The sequence below is a fragment of the Parashewanella sp. 2304DJ23-3 genome (assembly GCF_056591695.1).
Genome location: NZ_JBWQOH010000005.1, coordinates 142149 through 162382 on the forward strand (window position 1 = coordinate 142149; position 20234 = coordinate 162382).

General features: G+C 40.9%; 16 protein-coding genes. 9 read left to right on the forward strand and 7 right to left on the reverse strand.

Annotated elements, in window-relative coordinates:
* Positions 1-534 precede the first annotated feature (534 nt).
* From AC1EU2_RS11980 to AC1EU2_RS11990, 3 genes are read left to right on the forward strand one after another with little or no spacing between them, the layout of a single operon-like run.
* Complete coding sequence (locus AC1EU2_RS11980) at positions 535-2178, forward strand: glycosyl hydrolase family 18 protein (RefSeq protein ID WP_480298509.1); 1644 nt, start codon at positions 535-537, stop codon at positions 2176-2178.
* Positions 2179-2211: 33 nt separating this feature from the next.
* Entirely contained in the window at positions 2212-3435 is a 1224-nt protein-coding gene (locus tag AC1EU2_RS11985) for a Kelch repeat-containing protein (RefSeq protein ID WP_480298510.1), read from the forward strand.
* A gap of 33 nt (positions 3436-3468) precedes the next feature.
* Entirely contained in the window at positions 3469-4743 is a 1275-nt protein-coding gene (locus AC1EU2_RS11990) for a CinA family nicotinamide mononucleotide deamidase-related protein (RefSeq protein WP_480298511.1), read from the forward strand.
* A 52-nt stretch (positions 4744-4795) separates the two neighbouring features.
* On the opposite strand, the gene ppc is transcribed toward AC1EU2_RS11990, so the two are convergent.
* From ppc to AC1EU2_RS12005, 3 genes are all read right to left on the reverse strand, one after another.
* The gene (gene ppc, locus AC1EU2_RS11995; protein WP_480298512.1) at positions 4796-7447 is read right to left on the reverse strand and encodes a phosphoenolpyruvate carboxylase; all 2652 of its coding nucleotides are present in this window, start codon (positions 7445-7447) and stop codon (positions 4796-4798) included.
* An 87-nt stretch (positions 7448-7534) separates the two neighbouring features.
* Positions 7535-7996, reverse strand: coding sequence for a GNAT family N-acetyltransferase (locus AC1EU2_RS12000; protein WP_480298513.1), 462 nt, complete (start codon positions 7994-7996; stop codon positions 7535-7537).
* Between the two features lie 171 nt (positions 7997-8167).
* A complete protein-coding gene (locus AC1EU2_RS12005; protein ID WP_480298514.1) occupies positions 8168-8506 on the reverse strand; it encodes a hypothetical protein in 339 nt (112 codons plus the stop codon).
* A 299-nt stretch (positions 8507-8805) separates the two neighbouring features.
* Here AC1EU2_RS12005 and AC1EU2_RS12010 point away from each other — a divergent pair, with 299 nt between their 5' ends.
* Complete coding sequence (locus AC1EU2_RS12010; protein ID WP_480298515.1) at positions 8806-10017, forward strand: cyclic di-GMP phosphodiesterase; 1212 nt, start codon at positions 8806-8808, stop codon at positions 10015-10017.
* On the opposite strand, the gene AC1EU2_RS12015 is transcribed toward AC1EU2_RS12010, so the two are convergent.
* Both AC1EU2_RS12015 and AC1EU2_RS12020 read right to left on the reverse strand, forming a co-directional pair.
* Complete coding sequence (locus tag AC1EU2_RS12015) at positions 10011-11381, reverse strand: ATP-binding protein (protein ID WP_480298516.1); 1371 nt, start codon at positions 11379-11381, stop codon at positions 10011-10013. The genes AC1EU2_RS12010 and AC1EU2_RS12015 overlap by 7 nt on opposite strands.
* A gap of 25 nt (positions 11382-11406) precedes the next feature.
* Complete coding sequence (locus tag AC1EU2_RS12020) at positions 11407-12099, reverse strand: response regulator (RefSeq protein ID WP_480298517.1); 693 nt, start codon at positions 12097-12099, stop codon at positions 11407-11409.
* Positions 12100-12271: 172 nt separating this feature from the next.
* Here AC1EU2_RS12020 and AC1EU2_RS12025 point away from each other — a divergent pair, with 172 nt between their 5' ends.
* Positions 12272-12721, forward strand: coding sequence for a Spy/CpxP family protein refolding chaperone (locus tag AC1EU2_RS12025; protein WP_480298518.1), 450 nt, complete (start codon positions 12272-12274; stop codon positions 12719-12721).
* Between the two features lie 76 nt (positions 12722-12797).
* The gene (gene fieF / locus AC1EU2_RS12030; RefSeq protein ID WP_480298519.1) at positions 12798-13667 is read left to right on the forward strand and encodes a cation efflux pump FieF; all 870 of its coding nucleotides are present in this window, start codon (positions 12798-12800) and stop codon (positions 13665-13667) included.
* Here fieF and AC1EU2_RS12035 read toward each other — a convergent pair.
* A complete protein-coding gene (locus tag AC1EU2_RS12035) occupies positions 13645-14721 on the reverse strand; it encodes an FUSC family protein (RefSeq protein ID WP_480298520.1) in 1077 nt (358 codons plus the stop codon). The genes fieF and AC1EU2_RS12035 overlap by 23 nt on opposite strands.
* Before the next feature lie 100 nt (positions 14722-14821).
* Between AC1EU2_RS12035 and AC1EU2_RS12040 the strand changes: the two genes are divergently transcribed.
* Complete coding sequence (locus tag AC1EU2_RS12040; protein ID WP_480298521.1) at positions 14822-15571, forward strand: alpha/beta hydrolase; 750 nt, start codon at positions 14822-14824, stop codon at positions 15569-15571.
* Entirely contained in the window at positions 15562-16410 is an 849-nt protein-coding gene (gene glpG / locus AC1EU2_RS12045; protein WP_480298522.1) for a rhomboid family intramembrane serine protease GlpG, read from the forward strand. The genes AC1EU2_RS12040 and glpG overlap by 10 nt, the downstream gene beginning before the upstream one ends.
* Here glpG and elbB read toward each other — a convergent pair.
* Positions 16407-17060, reverse strand: coding sequence for an isoprenoid biosynthesis glyoxalase ElbB (elbB, locus tag AC1EU2_RS12050; RefSeq protein ID WP_480298523.1), 654 nt, complete (start codon positions 17058-17060; stop codon positions 16407-16409). The two genes, glpG and elbB, sit on opposite strands and share 4 nt — an antisense overlap.
* Positions 17061-17442: 382 nt before the next feature.
* On the opposite strand from elbB, the gene polA reads away from it, so the two are divergent.
* Positions 17443-20202 carry a DNA polymerase I gene (polA, locus tag AC1EU2_RS12055; RefSeq protein ID WP_480298524.1) on the forward strand — a complete coding sequence of 920 codons (2760 nt, stop codon included), beginning with the start codon at positions 17443-17445 and terminating at the stop codon, positions 20200-20202.
* The last annotated feature ends 32 nt before the right edge of the window (positions 20203-20234 follow it).

Below are 20234 nucleotides of genomic sequence, written 5' to 3' on the forward strand. Positions count from 1 at the left end.
TTCCTCTCCATTTTATGGTTTTGAAACATGGAGAATGATTTTTCCTCTTGCTAACCCACTTTCGCTTAAACAGAAAGCTTTCGAAATATTTTGAATTCAACCCCCTCATAATCAAAAATTAATTTAACGAGAGCCTGTAGATCAAAATACAGATGTGCCTAAAAATATTAATACACAAAAGAATTGATTATTTATAGACTATTTTTAATTTTTAGATGGATTTAGCTGCAGCTACTTTCTTCAATCGCAATTCAATTGTGATGATATTACTCAAAAAGTAATGAGTTAGAAGTTCAACCTAAAGGACGTAAACCATTTTAATTAAAAGTTCCCCAAAATAGCTTAATTATTGGTGAATAATATTTCATTGTATTGTCCTTTTATTCCTAGAACATATAACAAATAATGTCTCGGCATCATGAGTCTTCAAATCCTTAGCTTTTGTCTAAATGAACTACATAGTTTTCTCGTATCAAGACATGTGATGCTTAATAAAAGTCAGCTCACATTAATACTTCTTGCTGGAGAAACAACATGTTGCGGAAGTCACTTTTACACACATTGATATTATCCTCTTTATCTTTCATTCCTTTTACTCACGCCTCAACCATAGATGCCAAACAGCACCCTGATTGGGTTCCAAATGGAAAGTGGGTAGGCGGTTTTTACGATGACTGGTCTTATTGGAAAAAGCCTGCTTCAGTCAAAACTCTAATTATGAATGGCCAAGAAAAACCCAACTTTATAACCTATGCATTCTTAAGCATAAAAAACTCTCAAGATACCGCTGAGCAACAATCTTATGGTGGTATGCCATACAATTCGATTGCCAGTAAACCTGATGGAACCGTATATAACTTAGATAACACTTTAGAGGGCAACATTAACAGCCAAATACAACAATCTTTAAGCAATTATGCCAGCAATAATAATATCCCTTTGCTGGCCTCGATAGGTGGTTGGAGCTTTGCTCAACAGTTTGAAAATATGTACCAAGACGCCAAAAACCAGGCTGTCGATGGTACTCATATTACTACAGATAACCCCATTGTAAGCACTTTTGTAGAAACAGCTTACAACTATGTTGTCGATCATAGTTTAAATGGGCTTAATATTGATTGGGAGTACCCTGGTTTTGTTAGAGGCAAGCCATCAGCCACCCCTCAAGAAATCAAAAATGAAGGGGCTTTCTTTACGTTACTAATACAACAATTGAGAAAAAAATTAGGAAAAAACTACTTACTCACTGTAGCTTCTAGAGCCATTATAAGTAATAAAGATGGTAAAGCAGCTAGCAGAATTACCGCCGATGGCTCAATCGATTGGGGAACGTTATCTGACGATCTTGATTGGATTGATTTGATGTCGTTTGATATTCATGGTGAATTTGATGCATACGATAAGAGTGGTACAGCTCAGTCAGCAACAGCACTTAGCGCCATCAACGCTAGCTTACAAATTTACTTTGACCAAAAGGTGCCACACAACAAGATTATTTTAGGTATTCCAGCCTACTCAAGAATGATGCTTGTTAAAGACAAACCGACTAAGAGCAATGATTACGGATATAACGATTCTTTGCAATATAACGGTATAGACGAGATTTTTACAGCCTTTAAAGATAATTACTACGGAGCTAATAGCCCTTATCAATACGCTTACAATGCGAACCCTGAACCCTACTATCCTATAGGTGGTATGGTTGACTTCACAGGTGCTTATAATTATCAGTGTTTCTTACAATTGGCAAATCAAGATATACAGCCAGGGCCACAAATCGGTGATTGTCCGCTCAACACCCCAAAGGATAACCGAGGAAATATAGGTGTAGAATTACCAAGTCTTGCGATTGCATATCCAAAAACGTCAGATGGCGATGTTGTCGCTTGGGCATACAACCAGACGCCTAATAGTGTACCTATGCTCTTTACGAAAGCACCAACCGACTACTATGATGCTTATCCTGTATATAGTATCGAAACCCCAAAAACAGTTCGCTTTAAGGTTAACCAAATCGTGAAGAAAAATAAGCTTGGAGGAGTTTGGTTCTGGACGCTTACCAATGATTCTATTGCTCAAGGGCACAACTACACACCGGGCGGCAAGCAACCACCTGCAGCTCAACCTGAATTTTCACTATTCCATGCCGCTTACCAAGCGTTAAATGGTCAATCTTAATTAAATATAAAACGCACTACTCATGGACGAGCAGTGTACTCCCTAAGGCAAGTTGCAAGCTATTACCTTAACGGTATACTGAGTTACCTCTTCCCTGTAATTAATAATATGCATCATAGACTCTTTTTCAGCACATTGTTAACCAGCTTTTTAACCATTCCGAGTGCTTTTGCAAACACACTGCCTTCACTGCCTGAAGCGGTTGCGAATAATTCAGTGGCAAAAGTAACCGTCGACAAACAAGATTATTTGTTGAGCTTTATGGGGCTTTCTCAAGGTAAAACTTATAATGATGTGCACAACAAAGCTTGGGCTTTAGCAGTAAAAGCAGATGCTAATTGGCAAATCACACCAGGTGGTGATACGACTAAATGGCAAACCTTGCCGCCCGTGCCTCATATCGAAGCATTAAAAGGCCGTTTAGCTTCGATTGCCATTGGTATCAAAGATACCGCTTATATCTTTGGTGGTTATACGGTTGCCGCTGATCACACTGAAGTCAGCACCAAAGACAATTATAAATTCGATATTAAAACTCAATCATACCAACGGATTGCCGACATGCCTGTCGCAGTAGATGACACAACTGCTATAAATTACCAAGATCGTTATATTTACCTGTTCAGTGGCTGGCACCAAAGTGGCAATGTTAATTTAGTGCAAGTTTACGATACGAAAACAAACTCCTGGGCACAAGCGACTCCAATGCCTATCCCCGCTACTTTTGGTCTAGCCGCTGGTTCTGTTGATAGAGAACTGGTGCTGTGTGATGGCGTAAAAGTGACAGCGCAAGAAAACAAAAAACGAACCTTTGAGTCTTCACCTAAATGTTTGTATGGCATCATCGATGAAAAAGATCACCTCAATATTCATTGGCAGGCGATTCCACACTTTATTGCTCCGTTATCGAAAACCAAAACGACTTCTAACATAGGCTATTATCGAATGGCCGCGGTAGGTGTCCCAGACGCCAATAATGCTGGTCAAATTGTGTTTATTGGAGGGAGTGACAACCCATACAACTACAACGGTATTGGTTATAACGGTAAGCCAAGTAAACCTTCTGCTTGGATGAACCGTTTTGATTTAGCGACCCATCAATGGTTAGTACCACAAAAATTGCCACAACCCTCAATGGATCATCGGGGATTAATTCTTTACAACGAAAGTTTGATCCGTATCGGTGGCATGACACAAAACCAGCACGTTACTGATAAGGTCTTCGTCGACCCCGTACAAAATCTGCGTTACAAATAGCCTCACTATAAGTCATCGTCAAAAGGACAAACCATGAAATTAGAAATGATCTGCACCGGTGAAGAAGTTCTCGCAGGACAAATTGTAGATACTAATGCCGCTTGGGTCGCAGATACGCTCATGGAACAAGGAATTGAAATGCAAAGACGCATTACCGTCGGTGATCGTCTTGAAGATTTGATTGATGCGTTTATTGAGCGCAGTAAGTTCGCCGATGTCATTATTGTGAATGGCGGTCTGGGCCCCACCAGTGATGACATGTCTGCTGAAGCGATGGCGCTCGCTAAAGGCGAAGCACTGATTGAGAATAAAGAATGGAGTCAACGACTCAGGGAATGGTTTGCCAAAAACAATCGCCCAATGCCAGAAAGTAACCTAAAGCAAGCCATGTTACCTGAGTCAGCCATTATTGTTGATAACCCTGTGGGTACCGCTTGTGGGTTCAGAGTTAAACTCAATAATGCATGGCTATTCTTCACACCTGGAGTGCCGTTCGAACTCAAGCACATGATTCATGAACAGTTTATTCCGTTTATTAAGCAAACCTTTGAAGTTGAAGAAAAGGTAAAGTTAAAAAAGCTACTGACATTAGGTGCAGGAGAATCAGCACTCGCTCAAGAACTCGAGAAGCTCAATGTACCAACAGGCATCACTATTGGTTATCGCTCTTCAATGCCGCATATTGAAATCAAGCTGTTCGCTCGTGGTGATGATGCCATTTCCGCACTACCTAACTTTACTCAAACAGTAAAAGATTGTTTAGGTGAAAGTGTCGTTGCTGAAGATGTACCAACATTAGCGGAAGCAATACACAATCAATTATTCGAGAGTAACTCTACTTTAGCTCTCGCAGAGTCCTGCACTGGCGGCATGCTTGCTAGCCAATTGATCGACTTTTCAGGCAGTTCAAAGTACTTAAAGCACTCTGTTGTCAGCTACAGTAATCAGGCCAAAATGCAGTTATTAGACGTACCAGCGACAACATTGGATAGCCATGGAGCTGTATCGATATCAACGGTAGAAGCTATGGCTGAGGGCGCGAGGAAAGTACTCGATAGCGATTTTGCGTTAGCCACAAGTGGTATTGCAGGCCCTGATGGTGGCAGCGACGAAAAACCCGTTGGTACAATTACAATAGCCCTTGCTTACCGTGGTGGTGTTGAAAGTCAAATGTTACGTCTGCCAAGAAGGTCGCGCAATTTAGTACGTAAACTTACCTGTGCTATTGCCTATGACATGTTGCGACGCAAATTGAATGGTGAGGCTGTAATCGCAGACTACGCATCATACTTTAGGGTTGAGCAATAATCATAAAAAAGGCGCAATTTAATTGCGCCTTCCTCAAATCAATAGGCGTTTGCTATCCCGTATTGCGCATGCCTGCGGCAACTCCAGCAATTGACAACATTAATGCTAATTCTAGATCCACAGAAGAATGCTCATTTTTTCGAGTACGTGACAACATTTCTACTTGTAAAAAGTGCAGAGGATCAATGTATGGATTACGCAAATTGATCGACTCTCGACTCCATGGCGTCATCGACATTAGCGTATCTGAGCCGCTGATCTCAAGTAGGGTATCACGGCCGTTATACAAACGTTCCCGCAATTTATCACCTAAGTGGTGTAATGATTTATCCACTAAGTAGGTTTCATAGTATTTGGAAATATCGGGCTCAGCTTTAGCATACACCATTTCTAACATTGACAGTCGTGTCGTAAAAAATGGCCATTCCCACTGCATTTCTTTCAAAATAGGCAGATCGCCATCGTCCACCAGCTTCCTCAGTGCTTCACCAGCACCTAACCAAGCCGGCAGCATCAAACGATTTTGCGACCAAGCAAAAATCCAAGGGATAGCACGTAAGCTTTCAATACCACCATCGACACGACGTTTCGCTGGTCGACTGCCTAACGGCAATTTACCAAGCTCGACTTCTGGCGTCGCACTTCTGAAATACTTAACGAAATCAGGTTCACCTCGTACAAAGTCACGATACGTTTTCACTGAAACTTTGGACAGCTTATCCATGGCTGCACGCCAACTCGGTTTAGGAGCCGGTGGTGGCAACAATGTCGCTTCAATGACTGCTGATGTGTATAAGCCTAAGCTCTTGCAGGCTTGCTTTGGCAAACCAAATTTAAAACGTATCATCTCACCTTGTTCAGTGACACGGATACGACCATCTACCGATCCCGGAGGCTGAGACAAAATAGCTTGATGAGACGGACCACCGCCACGTCCAATAGAACCACCGCGACCATGGAATAATGTCAGTTTAACCTCTGCTTTCTCACACACATCAACCAACTCTTCTTGTGCTTGATATTGTGCCCAAGCAGCGGCCATGGCTCCAGCATCTTTTGCAGAGTCAGAATAGCCAATCATCACCTCTTGTAGGCCTTGGGTATAACCTTTGTACCAATCAATTGCGAGTAAACGACCAATACAGTCTGCGGCTCCATTTAAATCATCTAAAGTCTCAAACAGTGGTACGATTCGCATTTGGTGTGGGCAGCAAGATTCTTTCAATAACAATAATACTGATAGGACATCTGACGGATTACTTGCCATCGAAATAACATATGAGCCCAATGCTTCTTTTGGTTGTTGTGCTACAAGCCGAGCGGTATCAATCACTTCCTGAACATCGGCAGACGGTTGCCAATTTGACGGGATCAGCGGGCGTTTACTTTGCAGTTCTTGCAGTAAAAACGCTTGTTTTTCCTCTTCCGTCCAAGACTGGTAATCACCTAAGTCGAGATAATCTACAATCTCCTCAACCACTTGAGTATGACGAGCAGAGTCCTGACGTATATCAAGTTTCAGCATGTTTACGCCAAAACAAGCAATGCGTCGTAATATATCCAACAATTTACCATTCGCAACAATTCGCATGCTGTTTTCACACAAACTGTTATACAGCATCATTAATGGCTTTCTTAGATCTTCCACTTGCCATATCAAAGTGTGCTTATCAAGATCTGGCTGGTGACCTTCTAGTCTGGCATCAAGGTATCCGATGGTTTCTTCAAGCTTGGTTCTGAGGTTTCTCAATACGAACCGATAAGGTTCAGCTTTGCCCTCAACATAATCTTGCAACTCCTGATTGGCTTGCTCCATCGACAGCTCACCAACCAACTCATTAATATCTTCGATATACAGTTCTGCAGCAGCTTTACGGTTTCGTACCAAAACTTCTTTGGTGACCTTTGCGGTCACAAAAGGATTGCCATCTCGGTCTCCCCCCATCCAACTTGAAAAACGGATAGGAGCGATATCAATCGGTAATTGCTCGCCAAAATGATGTTCGAGTTGATCGTTTAATTGCCTAAAAAATTCTGGCATTGCTTGCCATAATGACGTTTCAATGGTCGTTAACCCCCATTGCGCTTCATCAATCGGAGTTGGACGTTGGCTGCGAATTTCATTGGTATGCCAAATCTGTGCAATTAGCTCTCTCAACCGCAAAGTCACTTTGCGTTGCTCAATTTCTGATAATTTTGGGTTTTCTTGTTCTGCAAGACAGTCAACGACAGCGGCGTATTTTTGAATCAAAGTACGACGAGAAATCTCCGTTGGATGCGCCGTTAGCACCAAGTCGATTTCCATTTCTTTTAAACAATCAATAAAATCAGATTTCGCATGTGTCACTTGATTTTTTATCTTATGGAAAACTTGTTCCATCGGATCAGGCGCACACACTTTTTCATCACAATCACGACTGATCGAATGAAATTGCTCAGCCATATTGGCTAGGTTCAAAAACTGGTTAAACGCTTTTGCAAAAGGAATGAGCTCTTCATCAGGCAAGTCGGTCAATAATTCGAGTACTTGTTTTTTTGCATCATCATCACCTTGGCGTGATTGCTTTGCGAGTACTCTGATTTGCTCAACCTTATCAAGAAACTCTTGACCTAGATGAGCTTTCATCGTCTCACCTAGGATTTGCCCCAGGTTACTTACGTTTGCACGCAACGATGAATACATATCAACCGAATTTGGTTCCATAACTTCTCCGAACTTGTGAAAGAAACTTACAGCTTGCCTCTACTCTACAAGATTATGTAAAAAATGAAAGCTACGGATAAGTATGTTTTATGCGACTTTTTTTGCCAGTAACATCTTGTATTCAGAGTAATCTTGACTCTCAGTATTTATGTCTAAAACCTGATATTGATGTTTTATCAGCATCGACAACATGCCGTTATATCGGTTCTGTGTCTTAACTTGAAGAATTTGATAGCCTTTATCTTTTACCCAGTTTTCCTGAGCAATAAGTAAGGTTTGTGCAACCCCGATTTTACGGAAATCTTGTGCTACACCGCCAACCCAGCTATAAAAAGTTTTTTCATCTATCTCATAACCAAATTTATATCCTGCAACCTCACCTTCAATAAAAGCCAACAACAACAGAAATGGTTTATCTGCAATGCGTTGCTTTATCTCTGCGAGTGATACTCCCATATCTAGTTCAGGGATTTGTTTATTTAATTCATCCAAAAACTGAATATTGAGGTCTGTGAGTGATGTTACAGCTTTAATCGTAGTTTTATACATAAAACGGCCAAAGTTTAAGCAAAAACCAATGATATCAGATATCAAACGAACTGGTAATACCAGTCTCAATTAATGCTATAAACATCACAATAGGTCCTCATGGCATTTTTGATTTAGAAAGACGCTAACTAAATATTCATTACCTTGTGTTTACTTTAAACAGCAAAAAATCTAACTACCTAATTTTAGATTTAAAAATGTTTTTAGGCTCGTTTTTATGTGATTGGCGAATAAACCGAATGGACCTGAAGAGCTAACAGTGAGTTTGACTTTATCCTGCTGTAGCTTTTTAACCTCAACTAAAGGCTTTGCAACCACTGGCTTTTTATTTAGATATGTGATGCCTTCCACTCTCATTAAAAACCGATAGCTTTTATTTACTGGCAACTTTTTAACACAATCGTAAAGCTTACCATCAGCAAAACAAACATTCGACCTACCAAACCGACGGTTTGCCGCACTACCTTCAAACGTAACAGAGTGAACAGGAATAGGATTGATTGAAGCCATAAAGGTTAACTCTTTTTGGTGTAGCGTAAATCCAAATGTAGCAGAATCATCATGTCTTCAATGTTGCCATCTAATGAAAGATATTTCATATTACTCTTTGTGTTTCACTCTATGAATAATTAACAAATAATTAACTATTTATTTGATTTTAGGGATCGATTTTATATTTTTGATTAATAACTTCATTTTTTGCTCACAAGTTAGTCAAACAGCCGTTTTAACGACGTTCTGCACACAAAAAGGTGGTAATATTTCATTCGGTATAATGGATTTCATCCCATCATTGGAGGTTGTCTGCTGTGAATGAGCAGTCACAAGTCGCTGCACAGGTATTCAAATTACCTGTTACTAAACTGAATATTGGAATGTTCATTACGAAAATTGAGACCACCAGCAATAAGATAGTGATCTCTAATGCAGGTCAAATTAGAAACCTCGGTGATATCCATAAATTAAGACAACACAAAATTAAATTTGTATGGGTTGATGCAGAACGCTCAGCTTCGAACTGCGGTTTACCAACACCAAAGTTAGCAAATCATACACCTAAAGGTATAGATCCAAATACATCAGCAAACGCTTCACTATTATCACGTGAACAAAAGCACGAAAATGCCAAAGAATTAATCGGTGAAGCCAAGGGGTTGATCAAAAAGGTACTTGCCGAGACCTTTGAAGGAAAAGCCATTGAGGTTGCACCTTTTGAAGTATTAGCAGATAACATGATCGAATCAATGATCAAAGATTCTGATGCCATGCAATGCATCGCCGCATTAAGAACAAAAGACGCTTATTTGTTGGAGCACTCCATCAATGTTGCTTTCTTATTGGTTACTTTTGGTCGTTTCTTAAAACTTGATCGAGATGTCCTCAAGCAGCTTGCTGTTGGTGGGTTACTGCATGACATCGGTAAAGTTTATATTAATGATGCCATCCTGCACAAACCTGGCAAACTGACTGATGAAGAATTTGCCGAAATGAAAAGCCATCAAACTCATGCCATTGATATCGTGGCTCAAACACCAGGCCTTTCTCACATTACTCAAGATGTATGTTTAATGCATCATGAAAAACTGGATGGTAAGGGCTATCCAAGAGGTTTGACTGCTGAGCAAATTCCAATGCACGGTCGCATGAGTTGTATTGTTGATATTTATGATGCTCTGACAGCAACCCGTTGTTATAAAGAAGCCATGAGCCCTGCTGCAGCCTTTAAAATACTGCTTAAATTGACACCATTCCATCTCGATAAGGAGCTGGTGTATGATTTTATTCGCTGTATTGGCGTCTATCCAGTTGGCTCACTTGTTGAGCTTTCCGATGGACGAGTAGGTATCGTTTGGGAAGCAAAAAATCGAAACGTCCTCCACCCTGTGGTCAAGTGTTTCTACTCATTGACTTACAAACGCTATGTCCAAGTAGAGAACGTCGATTTACTGAAAAGTGATCTCAATATTGAGCGAGGGATCTCTCCAAGTTCATTGGATGTTGACCCGACACCATTCTACTGATCTGCAATGCCATTGATTGGCAAAAATATGTTGATCTCTAAACCATGCGACTCAATATTTTTTGCCGAAATTTGACCATGATGGGCTTTTATCGCCGCAGCCGTAATTGCTAAGCCCAAACCCCAACCTCCTGTAGACCTATCTCTGGCACTATCAGGTCGATAAAACGGCTCAAAAATGGCGTTGAGCTCTTTCTCGTCAATGCCAGGACCATCATCATAAATTTGAATGAATAAATTTTGGCTTGATTGAGTCACGGCAATCGTCACTTTATTTTCAGCATATCTAACTGCGTTACGAAGCACATTTTCTACGGCACGTGATAGCAGAGTTGGATAGATAAACATTTGTAAATCTTCAATATCTGTATGCGCAAACAATACCTTCCCTTGCTGTTCTGCCTCAAACTCAGCATCATCAATCACTTGCTGTAGTACATTGATAATGATGGTTTGTTGTCTTAAACGGGACTGACTGATTGTCGCTCTTGAGAGTGTTAATAGCTCCTCTATCAACTCTTCGAGCTGCTGTGCTTCATAACCAATACGTTCAATCTCGCTGCTTTGTTGACCCTTTTTTCTCGCCAACGCCAATGCCAACTGTAAACGAGTAAGTGGCGTTCGCAGTTCATGGGAGACATTACCAATCAGTTGTTGCTGCTGATTTACCATCGCTTCAATTGCATTCGCCATTCCATTAAAAGCACGAGCAAGCTGACCAATTTCATCACCTCGATCAGCTGTTTTTTGAATCACACGGTTACTTAAGTCACCTTGTGCTAATTTATCTGCGCTTTGCTTTAACTGCTTTAACGGCTTACCTAAGTGCCACGCCAATACACTGCATAACAAGCCTGAGAGCAAAATAGCAATTAATAAAATGGAAAGCTTGTTGTCCGCAAAATACAAAAACCACGGCTTGGGATGACGATTCTCAACTTGCCCATATAAGCTGTATTCGCTGCCATTGAGCATGAATTTGTAGGGCCCAAAAAATAATTGCTTGCGAAATTGATGCTTTAACGGTTGCCCCTCTTCTTCCACCAAAAACATAAAGTGTCTGAGCAAACGACTGTTTCGAGTGTAATTTAAAATGTTACCTTCACCATCTACGAGATACAACTTAAGAGGCCGACCTTCATAATCTCGGACTTTTTGCCATCGATGGAATTGTTTTTTAGTGAGTAATAATGGTTGTTTTTGAATACGTTTGCTGGTCTTTTTTAAGATTCGCTGCAGGTGATTCGGTAAAGGTGCTCTGTCGTGTTGTTCTTGTAACAAAGGCAACAAGGCCACGGCGCCCAGTGTAATAGAACTGCACAACCAAAAACCTAGGAGCAGTTTGATGAATATTCGGTTCGGCATCTGCAAGCGACCTCTTTAATTCTTTTTAAGGCAACCAAATGTATCCCTTGCCACGTACGGTTTTCACTCGTGGACGTTGATCTTTTCTTTCTGGTAACTTTTTTCTTAAGTTTGATAAGTGCATATCTAGACTGCGATCAAAGGGCATCAACTTCTTGCCCAACACTTTTTCACTGAGTATTTCTTTACTGACCATTTCACCTGTGTTTTCAACCAGCTCATATAAGAGCGCAAACTCGCTACCAGTAAGTTCGAGCAGTTGCTCATTGCAATAGGCTTCTTGCCGGCGAGGATCCAGAGTTAAATCTTCGTACGACGTCGTTTCATCTGATAATGCGGTTTCGCCAGCGGCGGTAATTAAACTGCGACGTAATATCGCTCTGACTCTTGCCACCAACTCCCTATCATTGAATGGCTTGGGTAAATAGTCATCTGCTCCTATCTCTAAACCCACCACGCGATCAATTTCATCGCCTCTTGCTGTTAACATCAGCACCGGGGTTTGTTTCTTAAGCCTGAGTTGTTTTAGCAAATCAAAACCATTCATCTTAGGTAACATGACATCCAACAGAATTAGATCATAATTTCCAGTTAACGCTTTATCCAGACCTTGCTGACCATCATAGGCCAGTGTCAGTTCAAATCCTTCCAACTCTAACAACTGAGCGAGCAAATCAGCTAAACCATGATCATCATCAATCAGCAATATTTTATTCATGGCTACCTCTTCTTGTTGAATGGTTAAATCAGTTTGAACGTACTATTGATAGTAGCATTTTAACAATAGCTTTAAATTGATAATCAAACATTTACATACCTTTACTTAACACCGAGTCAACCTTACGTTCAGCTCTGTAAGCTTAATCCCAGACAAATGAAAGGAGCACGATATGAAAACTTCAACTAAAGCTAAATTAACGGCATTAATGATCGCATTTGGCGCCACAAGCATTGCACCAACGGTACTAGCAGGTCAAGGACACGATCATTATCGAGGGCACCACAAAGTACCAATGGTGAAAATGATGCGTAAACTTGATCTAACGGATGAACAAAAGCAACAAGCTAAAAGCTTAGTAAAGAGCTATAAAAAAGAAATGAAGAGTAGCCGCGCATCCGTAGATGATCGTCAAGCACACTTTAATCAAGTTCAGGCATTAGTAAAAGCGGACAATTTTGATGAACAAGCAGCCAAAGACTTGGTTTCTCAAAACAGTGGCAAACGCCTTGATAATGCTGTTGCTCGTATCAAGTTACAACACGATCTTTATCAACTACTGACGCCTGAACAACAAGCTAAAGCTGAAGAATTAAAGACGAACTTCAAAAATAAGCGTTAATTATTTCTGGTTTATTGGCATAAACTAAGGCCGTTGTTTACTATTATGAATACTGTAACCATCTTAGTTTTATGCCATGCACCAATCCTCAAATTATGATTTTTGGGTCAAACTCGCCAGCCGAGCTTCAGTGATTGTGGCTCTGATCCTGATCGTCGTTAAATTATTTGCTTGGCTCTATTCTGGCAGTGCCAGTATGTTGGCCTCACTCGCCGATTCATTCGCTGATGCAGGTGCTTCAGTCATTAACTTTATTGCACTTCGCTATGCCATTACGCCAGCTGATGACGATCATAAATTTGGTCATGGTAAAGCAGAACCATTAGCCTCATTGGCACAATCCGCATTTATATTAGGCACGGCATTTTTATTACTTTTTTATGGTGGAGAACGCCTTATCGGCCCATCTGGTGTGACTAATACCACGATTGGCATATGGACCAGTATCTTTGCCATTATTCTGACTCTAGGATTAGTACTTCTACAACGACAGGCACTCAAGCACACAAACAGTAAAGTGATTAAGGCCGACTCGGTACACTACACCAGTGACATCATGCTTAATGCAGCGGTGTTAGTTGCTTTATATCTTGCTCAATATGGTTTTTGGTGGGCAGATGGTTTGTTTGCTGTTCTAATAGCGCTTTATCTTGGTTGGCAAAGTCTTGACTTAGGTTACCACTCGATCCATGAGCTCATGGATCGAGATTTAGGCGAAGAAGCACAACAGCGAATTATCAAAATTGCTACTGAACATCCCAAAGTTGAAGGCTATCATGACTTACGTACTCGCCAATCAGGCAAGACAGTATTTGTTCAAATGCATCTTGAACTTGATGGCAACCTAAGCTTAAGAGAAGCTCATGATATTGCAGACCAAGCCGAGAAAAGCATTTCTGCAGAATTTGAATACGCCGAAGTGATCATCCATCAAGATCCTCGTTAAGCTTAAATAAACGGTCGCTTAGAATAATACAAATTAAGCTGATAATGCCGCCCTCAGCGTTGCCTAAGGTTCTTTGCCAAGCAATATCAATTGATTGAACATGTGCACCACTGACACCTGTTAACAACATAATGGTGACTAATCCAGCCTGAAAAAAGAAATATTTCCTAGATGGTTGCCACCACATCAACAGCAAATAAATGCACAACCAACCTTCAAGTATCCACACCCAGTTAATCTGCAATTGGTAATAATGAATCACTTGTAATGTCGCTAACGAAAAAAGCACGCCTAAACCGGCACCAAAGACTCTATGGAAAAATTTAGTATGACTGTGCTCAAAAGTCAGCTGTATAGAGACAACTGCAGCACCAATCAGTGCCTGCACCGTCAAAGATTGCAACCCGGAAATTTGATTAACTATAACGACCACAAAAAATATTAATATGATTCGGATAGATTTAATTAAGGCTTTCACATCCCAAATAAATGACTTTCGAAACGAACTGCGCTGCTTTAGCGAGGTTGTCAGTAATTCGATTTCAAAACGAATGTTGTCAATCGGAGCAACCCTGCCAATATCTTTCCAGCTTTTCACTAAAAGGTTAGTCGAAACCGCAATGGCACTTCCTAGTAGTACATCCAAGGTCCAACTCTCTCCCAGCGAGAGCGCAAAGCTGGCAGATGAATTCAATTCAGCGGCCATCGTGAATGCCAGAACAATCGAACAAATAAGCATTGCATATGGGCGAAAACGAATAAAATACAAATAAAAACACCCCAAAATTGCTATCAGAAACAACGCCTGCTGTATCAGAATAAAGTTACTTCCTAAACTCACAATCAAATTTAAAATGAAAATACCGAGAAGCGCTCCAGTGATTCGCTCAGTAGTTTTTAAATAGATTTCATGGGCATAGATATTGGTCAAAATATAACAAGTAATAATGCACATGTACGGAGAAGGCATTGACCATTTAGAAGATAACCAAGCCGCAATACTGGTTGAACTGAGTATCAGTATCGGATTTGTTGCAGGAGAAGTTTTCGACATTGCGCTCATTTTTCTTTGATATCTATCATGATGAAAATTATAGAACTTGAGAATAAATCCGTTACACTGCTTTCATTTATGGATAAAAATGTAAGTGGCCATGGTAACCCTACGATCCTTGTTTGTACTCATTTGCCTACTCTTTTCTTTCTTCTCACAAGCGACACAACAGGTTCTTTTTGATGCAAATCGGCAACGTCCAATTTCGATTACGATTGCATTGCCAGAAAAGAACAACTGTAAAGCATCATCACCTTGTAACGTTGCAATAATAAGTTCTGGGTATGGTGTATTGCACACAGAATACCAATTCATTACTGACACGCTGTTGAATAACCAGTTCGCTGTGGTAACTGTTCAACACCAACGAGAAACCGATCCACCATTATCAACCGCCCAACCATACCTAGAAACTCGTGCAGAGAACTGGCAGAGAGGAGCTGAAAACTTACGTTATGTCATTAAAACACTACCCTCTACATTTCCTGAGCTCAACTTTGAGCATTTAACTCTGGTCGGTCATTCAAATGGTGGTGATATTGGTGCTTGGTATATTCGAAATATCTCTAATCACGTTCATACATTGATCACTTTGGATCATCGCCGTGTTCCGTTACCTCGTGTAAAAGACATTAGGGTGCTATCAATCAGAGGTTCTGACTTTCCGGCTGACCCTAACGTGTTATATACAGAAGAAGAACTTAAACGATATCAGGCTTGTGTGGTGACAATTAAAAAATCCCGCCATAATGATATGACAGATCATGGTCCTACTTGGTTAAAAGTAGCGATAAAACAATCAATTAATCGTTTCCTCAATATAAACAGTGTGGATAGCCTATGCATTTAATTGGACTTTGCCCAAATGAAAGGGTTGCTCAAACCTTTTATGATTATATGAAGCAACACAATGTTGAGTGCCATCTCAATGCGCTTGAATCTGGTGTAGAGATATTCATTGCAGACCAGAATATGGTTAACGAGGTTCAAAATGAATTTGAAGCCTTTATGCAGCAACCATTTCATTCAAAATATACCCAGTCTTCTTGGGAAGTTGGTGATACCAACACTCAGTTCAATTATGGTTCGTCAAGCACGCCTTTAGTGAGACAGTTTTTAGCTGAAAGTGGCCCGTTTTCATTGTCTATTTTCTTTATTTGTGTGGCTATTTTTGCTTTGATGAACATAGGGTTTGGACAGGAGCTGTATGAAAGTTTATCGTTTTATGGTGCCACAAATTCCGACAATTCGGGTCAAGTTTGGCGCTTAATCACCCCCATTTTCATCCATTTCTCGCTCAGTCACATCTTGTCTAATCTGCTCTGGTGGTGGTATTTCGGTGGGAAAGTCGAAAAAAGAATCGGCATCACGCCACTCTTAACACTGATCATTGCGGGGGGAATTCTACCCAATGCCGTGCAATACTGGATGTCAGGCCCAAATTTTGGGGGCCTATCAGGTGTAGTTTATGCATTATTGGCTTACGTCTGGGTTATCAGCCGAAAACGGCCTGACTATGGTCTGATTATGCCACCAGCATTAATCATCGTGTCTGTAGCTTGGATCGTTTTAGGATTGAGTGGTTTATTACCTTTACCGATTGGTAATGGTGCTCACTTAGCTGGTTTTGTCGTAGGTTTAATTCAAGGCTGGGTAGACTGTCGACGTCCACCCAAAGATAACGTTTAAGTCATTTCAATGACTTTATTCACTAACTTACTGATCCCTGCGTTCGCTTCTAAAATTGAGTTCGCCAGCATATAAGCTGGTGTACTCACAATTTTATTTTCTTCATCGATCACAATGTTATCAACAGCCGTTGATTCATGCTGACCACCCATACAGTTGAATGCAAATGCCGTATCTTCGTCATTACCAATCGTCGCCTTGGCTTTAGGACCATATATTCTTGGGATCATAATTGGCGCAATGCACATAAACCCAACTGGTTTATTGGCTGTTTTAAATTTATCTATAGCTTGAACTACCTGTGGCTTTACTTCACAGTCAGCACCACTTACCGCATAATCACTTAAATTTTTTGCTGCACCGAAACCACCAGGAACAATCAAAGCATCAAACTGTTCGACATCAATCTTACTTACATCGCTGATCTCCCCTCGAGCGATCCGAGCAGATTCAACGAGAACGTTTCGTTGTTGAGATTCTTCAACCTCACCAGTCAAATGATTCACCACATGCATTTGAGCTTCGTTTGGCGCAAAACACTCGTACTCTGCCCCAGCCTGTGCAATGGCTAATAATGTTAATACGCCCTCGTGTACTTCAGTTCCATCAAAAACACCACAACCACTCAGTAATACAGCGACTCGTTTCATAACTCCTACCTATAAATCTAAAATTTGTTAAAAGTTGGTTAATTTATGATTGATTTGTCTAAAAATCATGCTAACTTATTTAAATGCCTTAAGGCTACAAGATCTTAATAACATTTCATGGATGAAAATAATGATCAAAACAAAATCCACATTTTTCGATGATAATTCCAGCTAAACTATCCTTTAGTAAAAACAAATACTAATATTTATTTTTCAATTAGTTACAGCTAAAGCAGATATTAGATCATAGATCGTTCAACAGGATCACTCATTAAAACCCACAGACTTATCCACAGGCTGAAGGTGTTTTTTCGTAGCTGAATTTTATTGTCTGTGGCAGACTATTCCACTATTCATCTTCTTTTTAAACTATTAATAACTTATGCCTACGATTGCTGAAAACCCACTCGTCCTAGTAGACGGTTCTTCATACCTTTATCGTGCTTATTATGCGCCGCCACATTTAACCAACTCAAAAGGTGAAGCAACGGGTGCCGTTTATGGTGTCGTAAACATGCTTCGTAGCTTATTAAAACAGTACTCTCCGTCACATATTGCAGTCATTTTTGATGCTAAAGGCAAAACCTTCAGAAATGACATGTACAGCGATTATAAGGCTCAGCGCCCACCCATGCCGGACGATTTACGCTCTCAAATAGAGCCACTTCATCGGATCATCAAAGCAATGGGATTGCCATTAATTTCCATACCCGGCGTAGAAGCTGATGATGTCATTGGTACCATCGCCGTTAATGCCAGTAAAGAAGGTCGAAATGTCCTGATTAGTACCGGTGATAAAGATATGGCGCAATTGGTTGATGAAAACGTTACTCTCATCAACACAATGACGGACACCATTATGGGAGCAAAAGAAGTCACCAATAAGTTCGGCGTTGGCCCGGAATTGATCATCGATTTGCTGGCGCTAATGGGCGATAAAGCCGATAACATTCCGGGGTTGCCTGGCGTCGGTGAAAAAACAGCATTAGCGATGCTTCAAGGTGTTGGTAGCGTGGCGAAGTTACTCGACGATCCGGACGCAGTCACTCAAGTGACTTTCCGTGGTTCAAAGTCGATGCCAACTAAAATTAGAGATAATGCTGAAGCACTTCAACTGTCTTACGATCTTGCGACCATCAAAATTAATGTCGAACTTGAACAACCTTGGCAAGAACTTATCCACAAAGAACAAGATAAAGATGAACTGATTAAATGCTTTGGGGAAATGGAATTTAAACGTTGGCTCGCAGAGCTGCTTGATTCCAGTTCAGGCGTTGTTAATCACCAAGCTGAAGTCACTGACGATGATGAAGCTCAGCCTGAAGCCATTGACGCTGAATACGATACGATCTTAACTGAAGAGTCATTAAGTCAGTGGTTAACACAACTCGAAGCTGCTGAGCTAATTTGCTTAGATACAGAAACCACTAGCCTCAATTACATGGATGCGAAGCTTGTCGGACTGTCCTTTGCAATAGAAGCAGGTAAAGCCGCTTACTTGCCGTTAGCTCATGATTATTTAGATGCACCACAGCAACTGGATTTTAACGGCACGATTGCCAAACTAAAACCTATTTTAGAAAACCCTGCCATTAAAAAAGTTGGTCAAAACCTGAAATATGATATCGCCATTCTGGCGAATGTGGGTATTGAGCTGAAAGGCGTTGAATTCGATACCATGCTAGAGTCTTACGTATTTAATTCCGTTGCTTCTCGTCATGATATGGACGGTATGGCGCTGAAATACCTAGGCCATAAAGCTATCAGCTTTGAAGAGGTTGCAGGTAAAGGAGCTAAACAGCTCACTTTCAATCAAATCTCATTGGAGCAAGCAGCCCCTTATGCCGCTGAAGATGCCGATATTACATTACGTCTTCACCAGCATTTATGGAGTCGCTTAGAAAAGTCTCCTGAGCTTACCAACATCTTTACCGATATCGAAATGCCAGTGTTATCAATCTTATCTAAAATGGAGCGCAATGGTGTTCTGATTGACAGCATGCTTTTGGGTCAGCAAAGCCAAGAGTTAGCACAAAAAATAGATGAATTAGAACAACAAGCATATGAAATTGCCGGTGAAAAGTTTAACTTGAGTTCACCAAAGCAACTTCAAGCTCTGTTTTTTGAAAAACTCGGTTATCCGATCATCAAAAAAACCCCCAAAGGCGCACCTTCTACTGCAGAAGACGTTTTGGTAGAACTTGCGCTAGATTACCCTTTACCTAAAATCATTCTTGAACACCGCAGTCTATCTAAATTAAAGAGCACTTACACTGACAAGTTACCACTGATGGTCAATGGCAAAACAGGCCGTGTGCACACCAGCTATCACCAAGCCAATGCAGCTACAGGGCGTTTATCTTCCAGCGACCCGAACTTACAGAATATTCCAATTCGAACTGAAGAAGGCCGACGTATTCGCCAAGCCTTTATCGCTCCTGAAGGTAAATGCGTTCTTGCTGCGGATTACTCACAGATTGAACTGCGCATCATGGCGCATTTATCTCAAGACAAAGGCTTGCTCGATGCTTTTGCAGAAGGTAAAGACATTCACCGCGCAACAGCGGCTGAAGTATTTGATGTTGATTTTTCTGAGGTAACAACGGAGCAACGTCGCCGTGCTAAAGCCGTGAATTTTGGTTTGATCTACGGTATGTCAGCTTTTGGTTTAGCCAAACAGTTAGATATCGCACGTGCAGAAGCGCAATCGTATATCGACACCTACTTTGCAAGATACCCGGGTGTAAAACGTTATATGGAAGAGACTCGAGCACTGGCGGCAGAAAAAGGCTATGTTGAAACGTTATTTGGCCGCAGATTATACTTGCCAGAAATTAATGCCCGAAATGCCATGCGACGACAAGCGGCAGAACGCGCAGCGATTAATGCTCCTATGCAAGGGACAGCCGCTGATATCATCAAAAAGGCAATGATAATCGTGTCAGACTGGATTGAGTCGGAAACTCATGGTGAAATCACTATGTTGATGCAGGTACACGATGAATTGGTGTTTGAAGTTGATGCTGCACATGCTGAATCATTACAACAAAAAGTATGTGAGCTAATGGCTAAGGCTGCTGAACTCGATGTCCCCCTACTTGCAGAAGCAGGCCTGGGAGATAACTGGCAACAAGCACACTAAACTGCATTAAAAGAATATTGTAAAACTAAAAT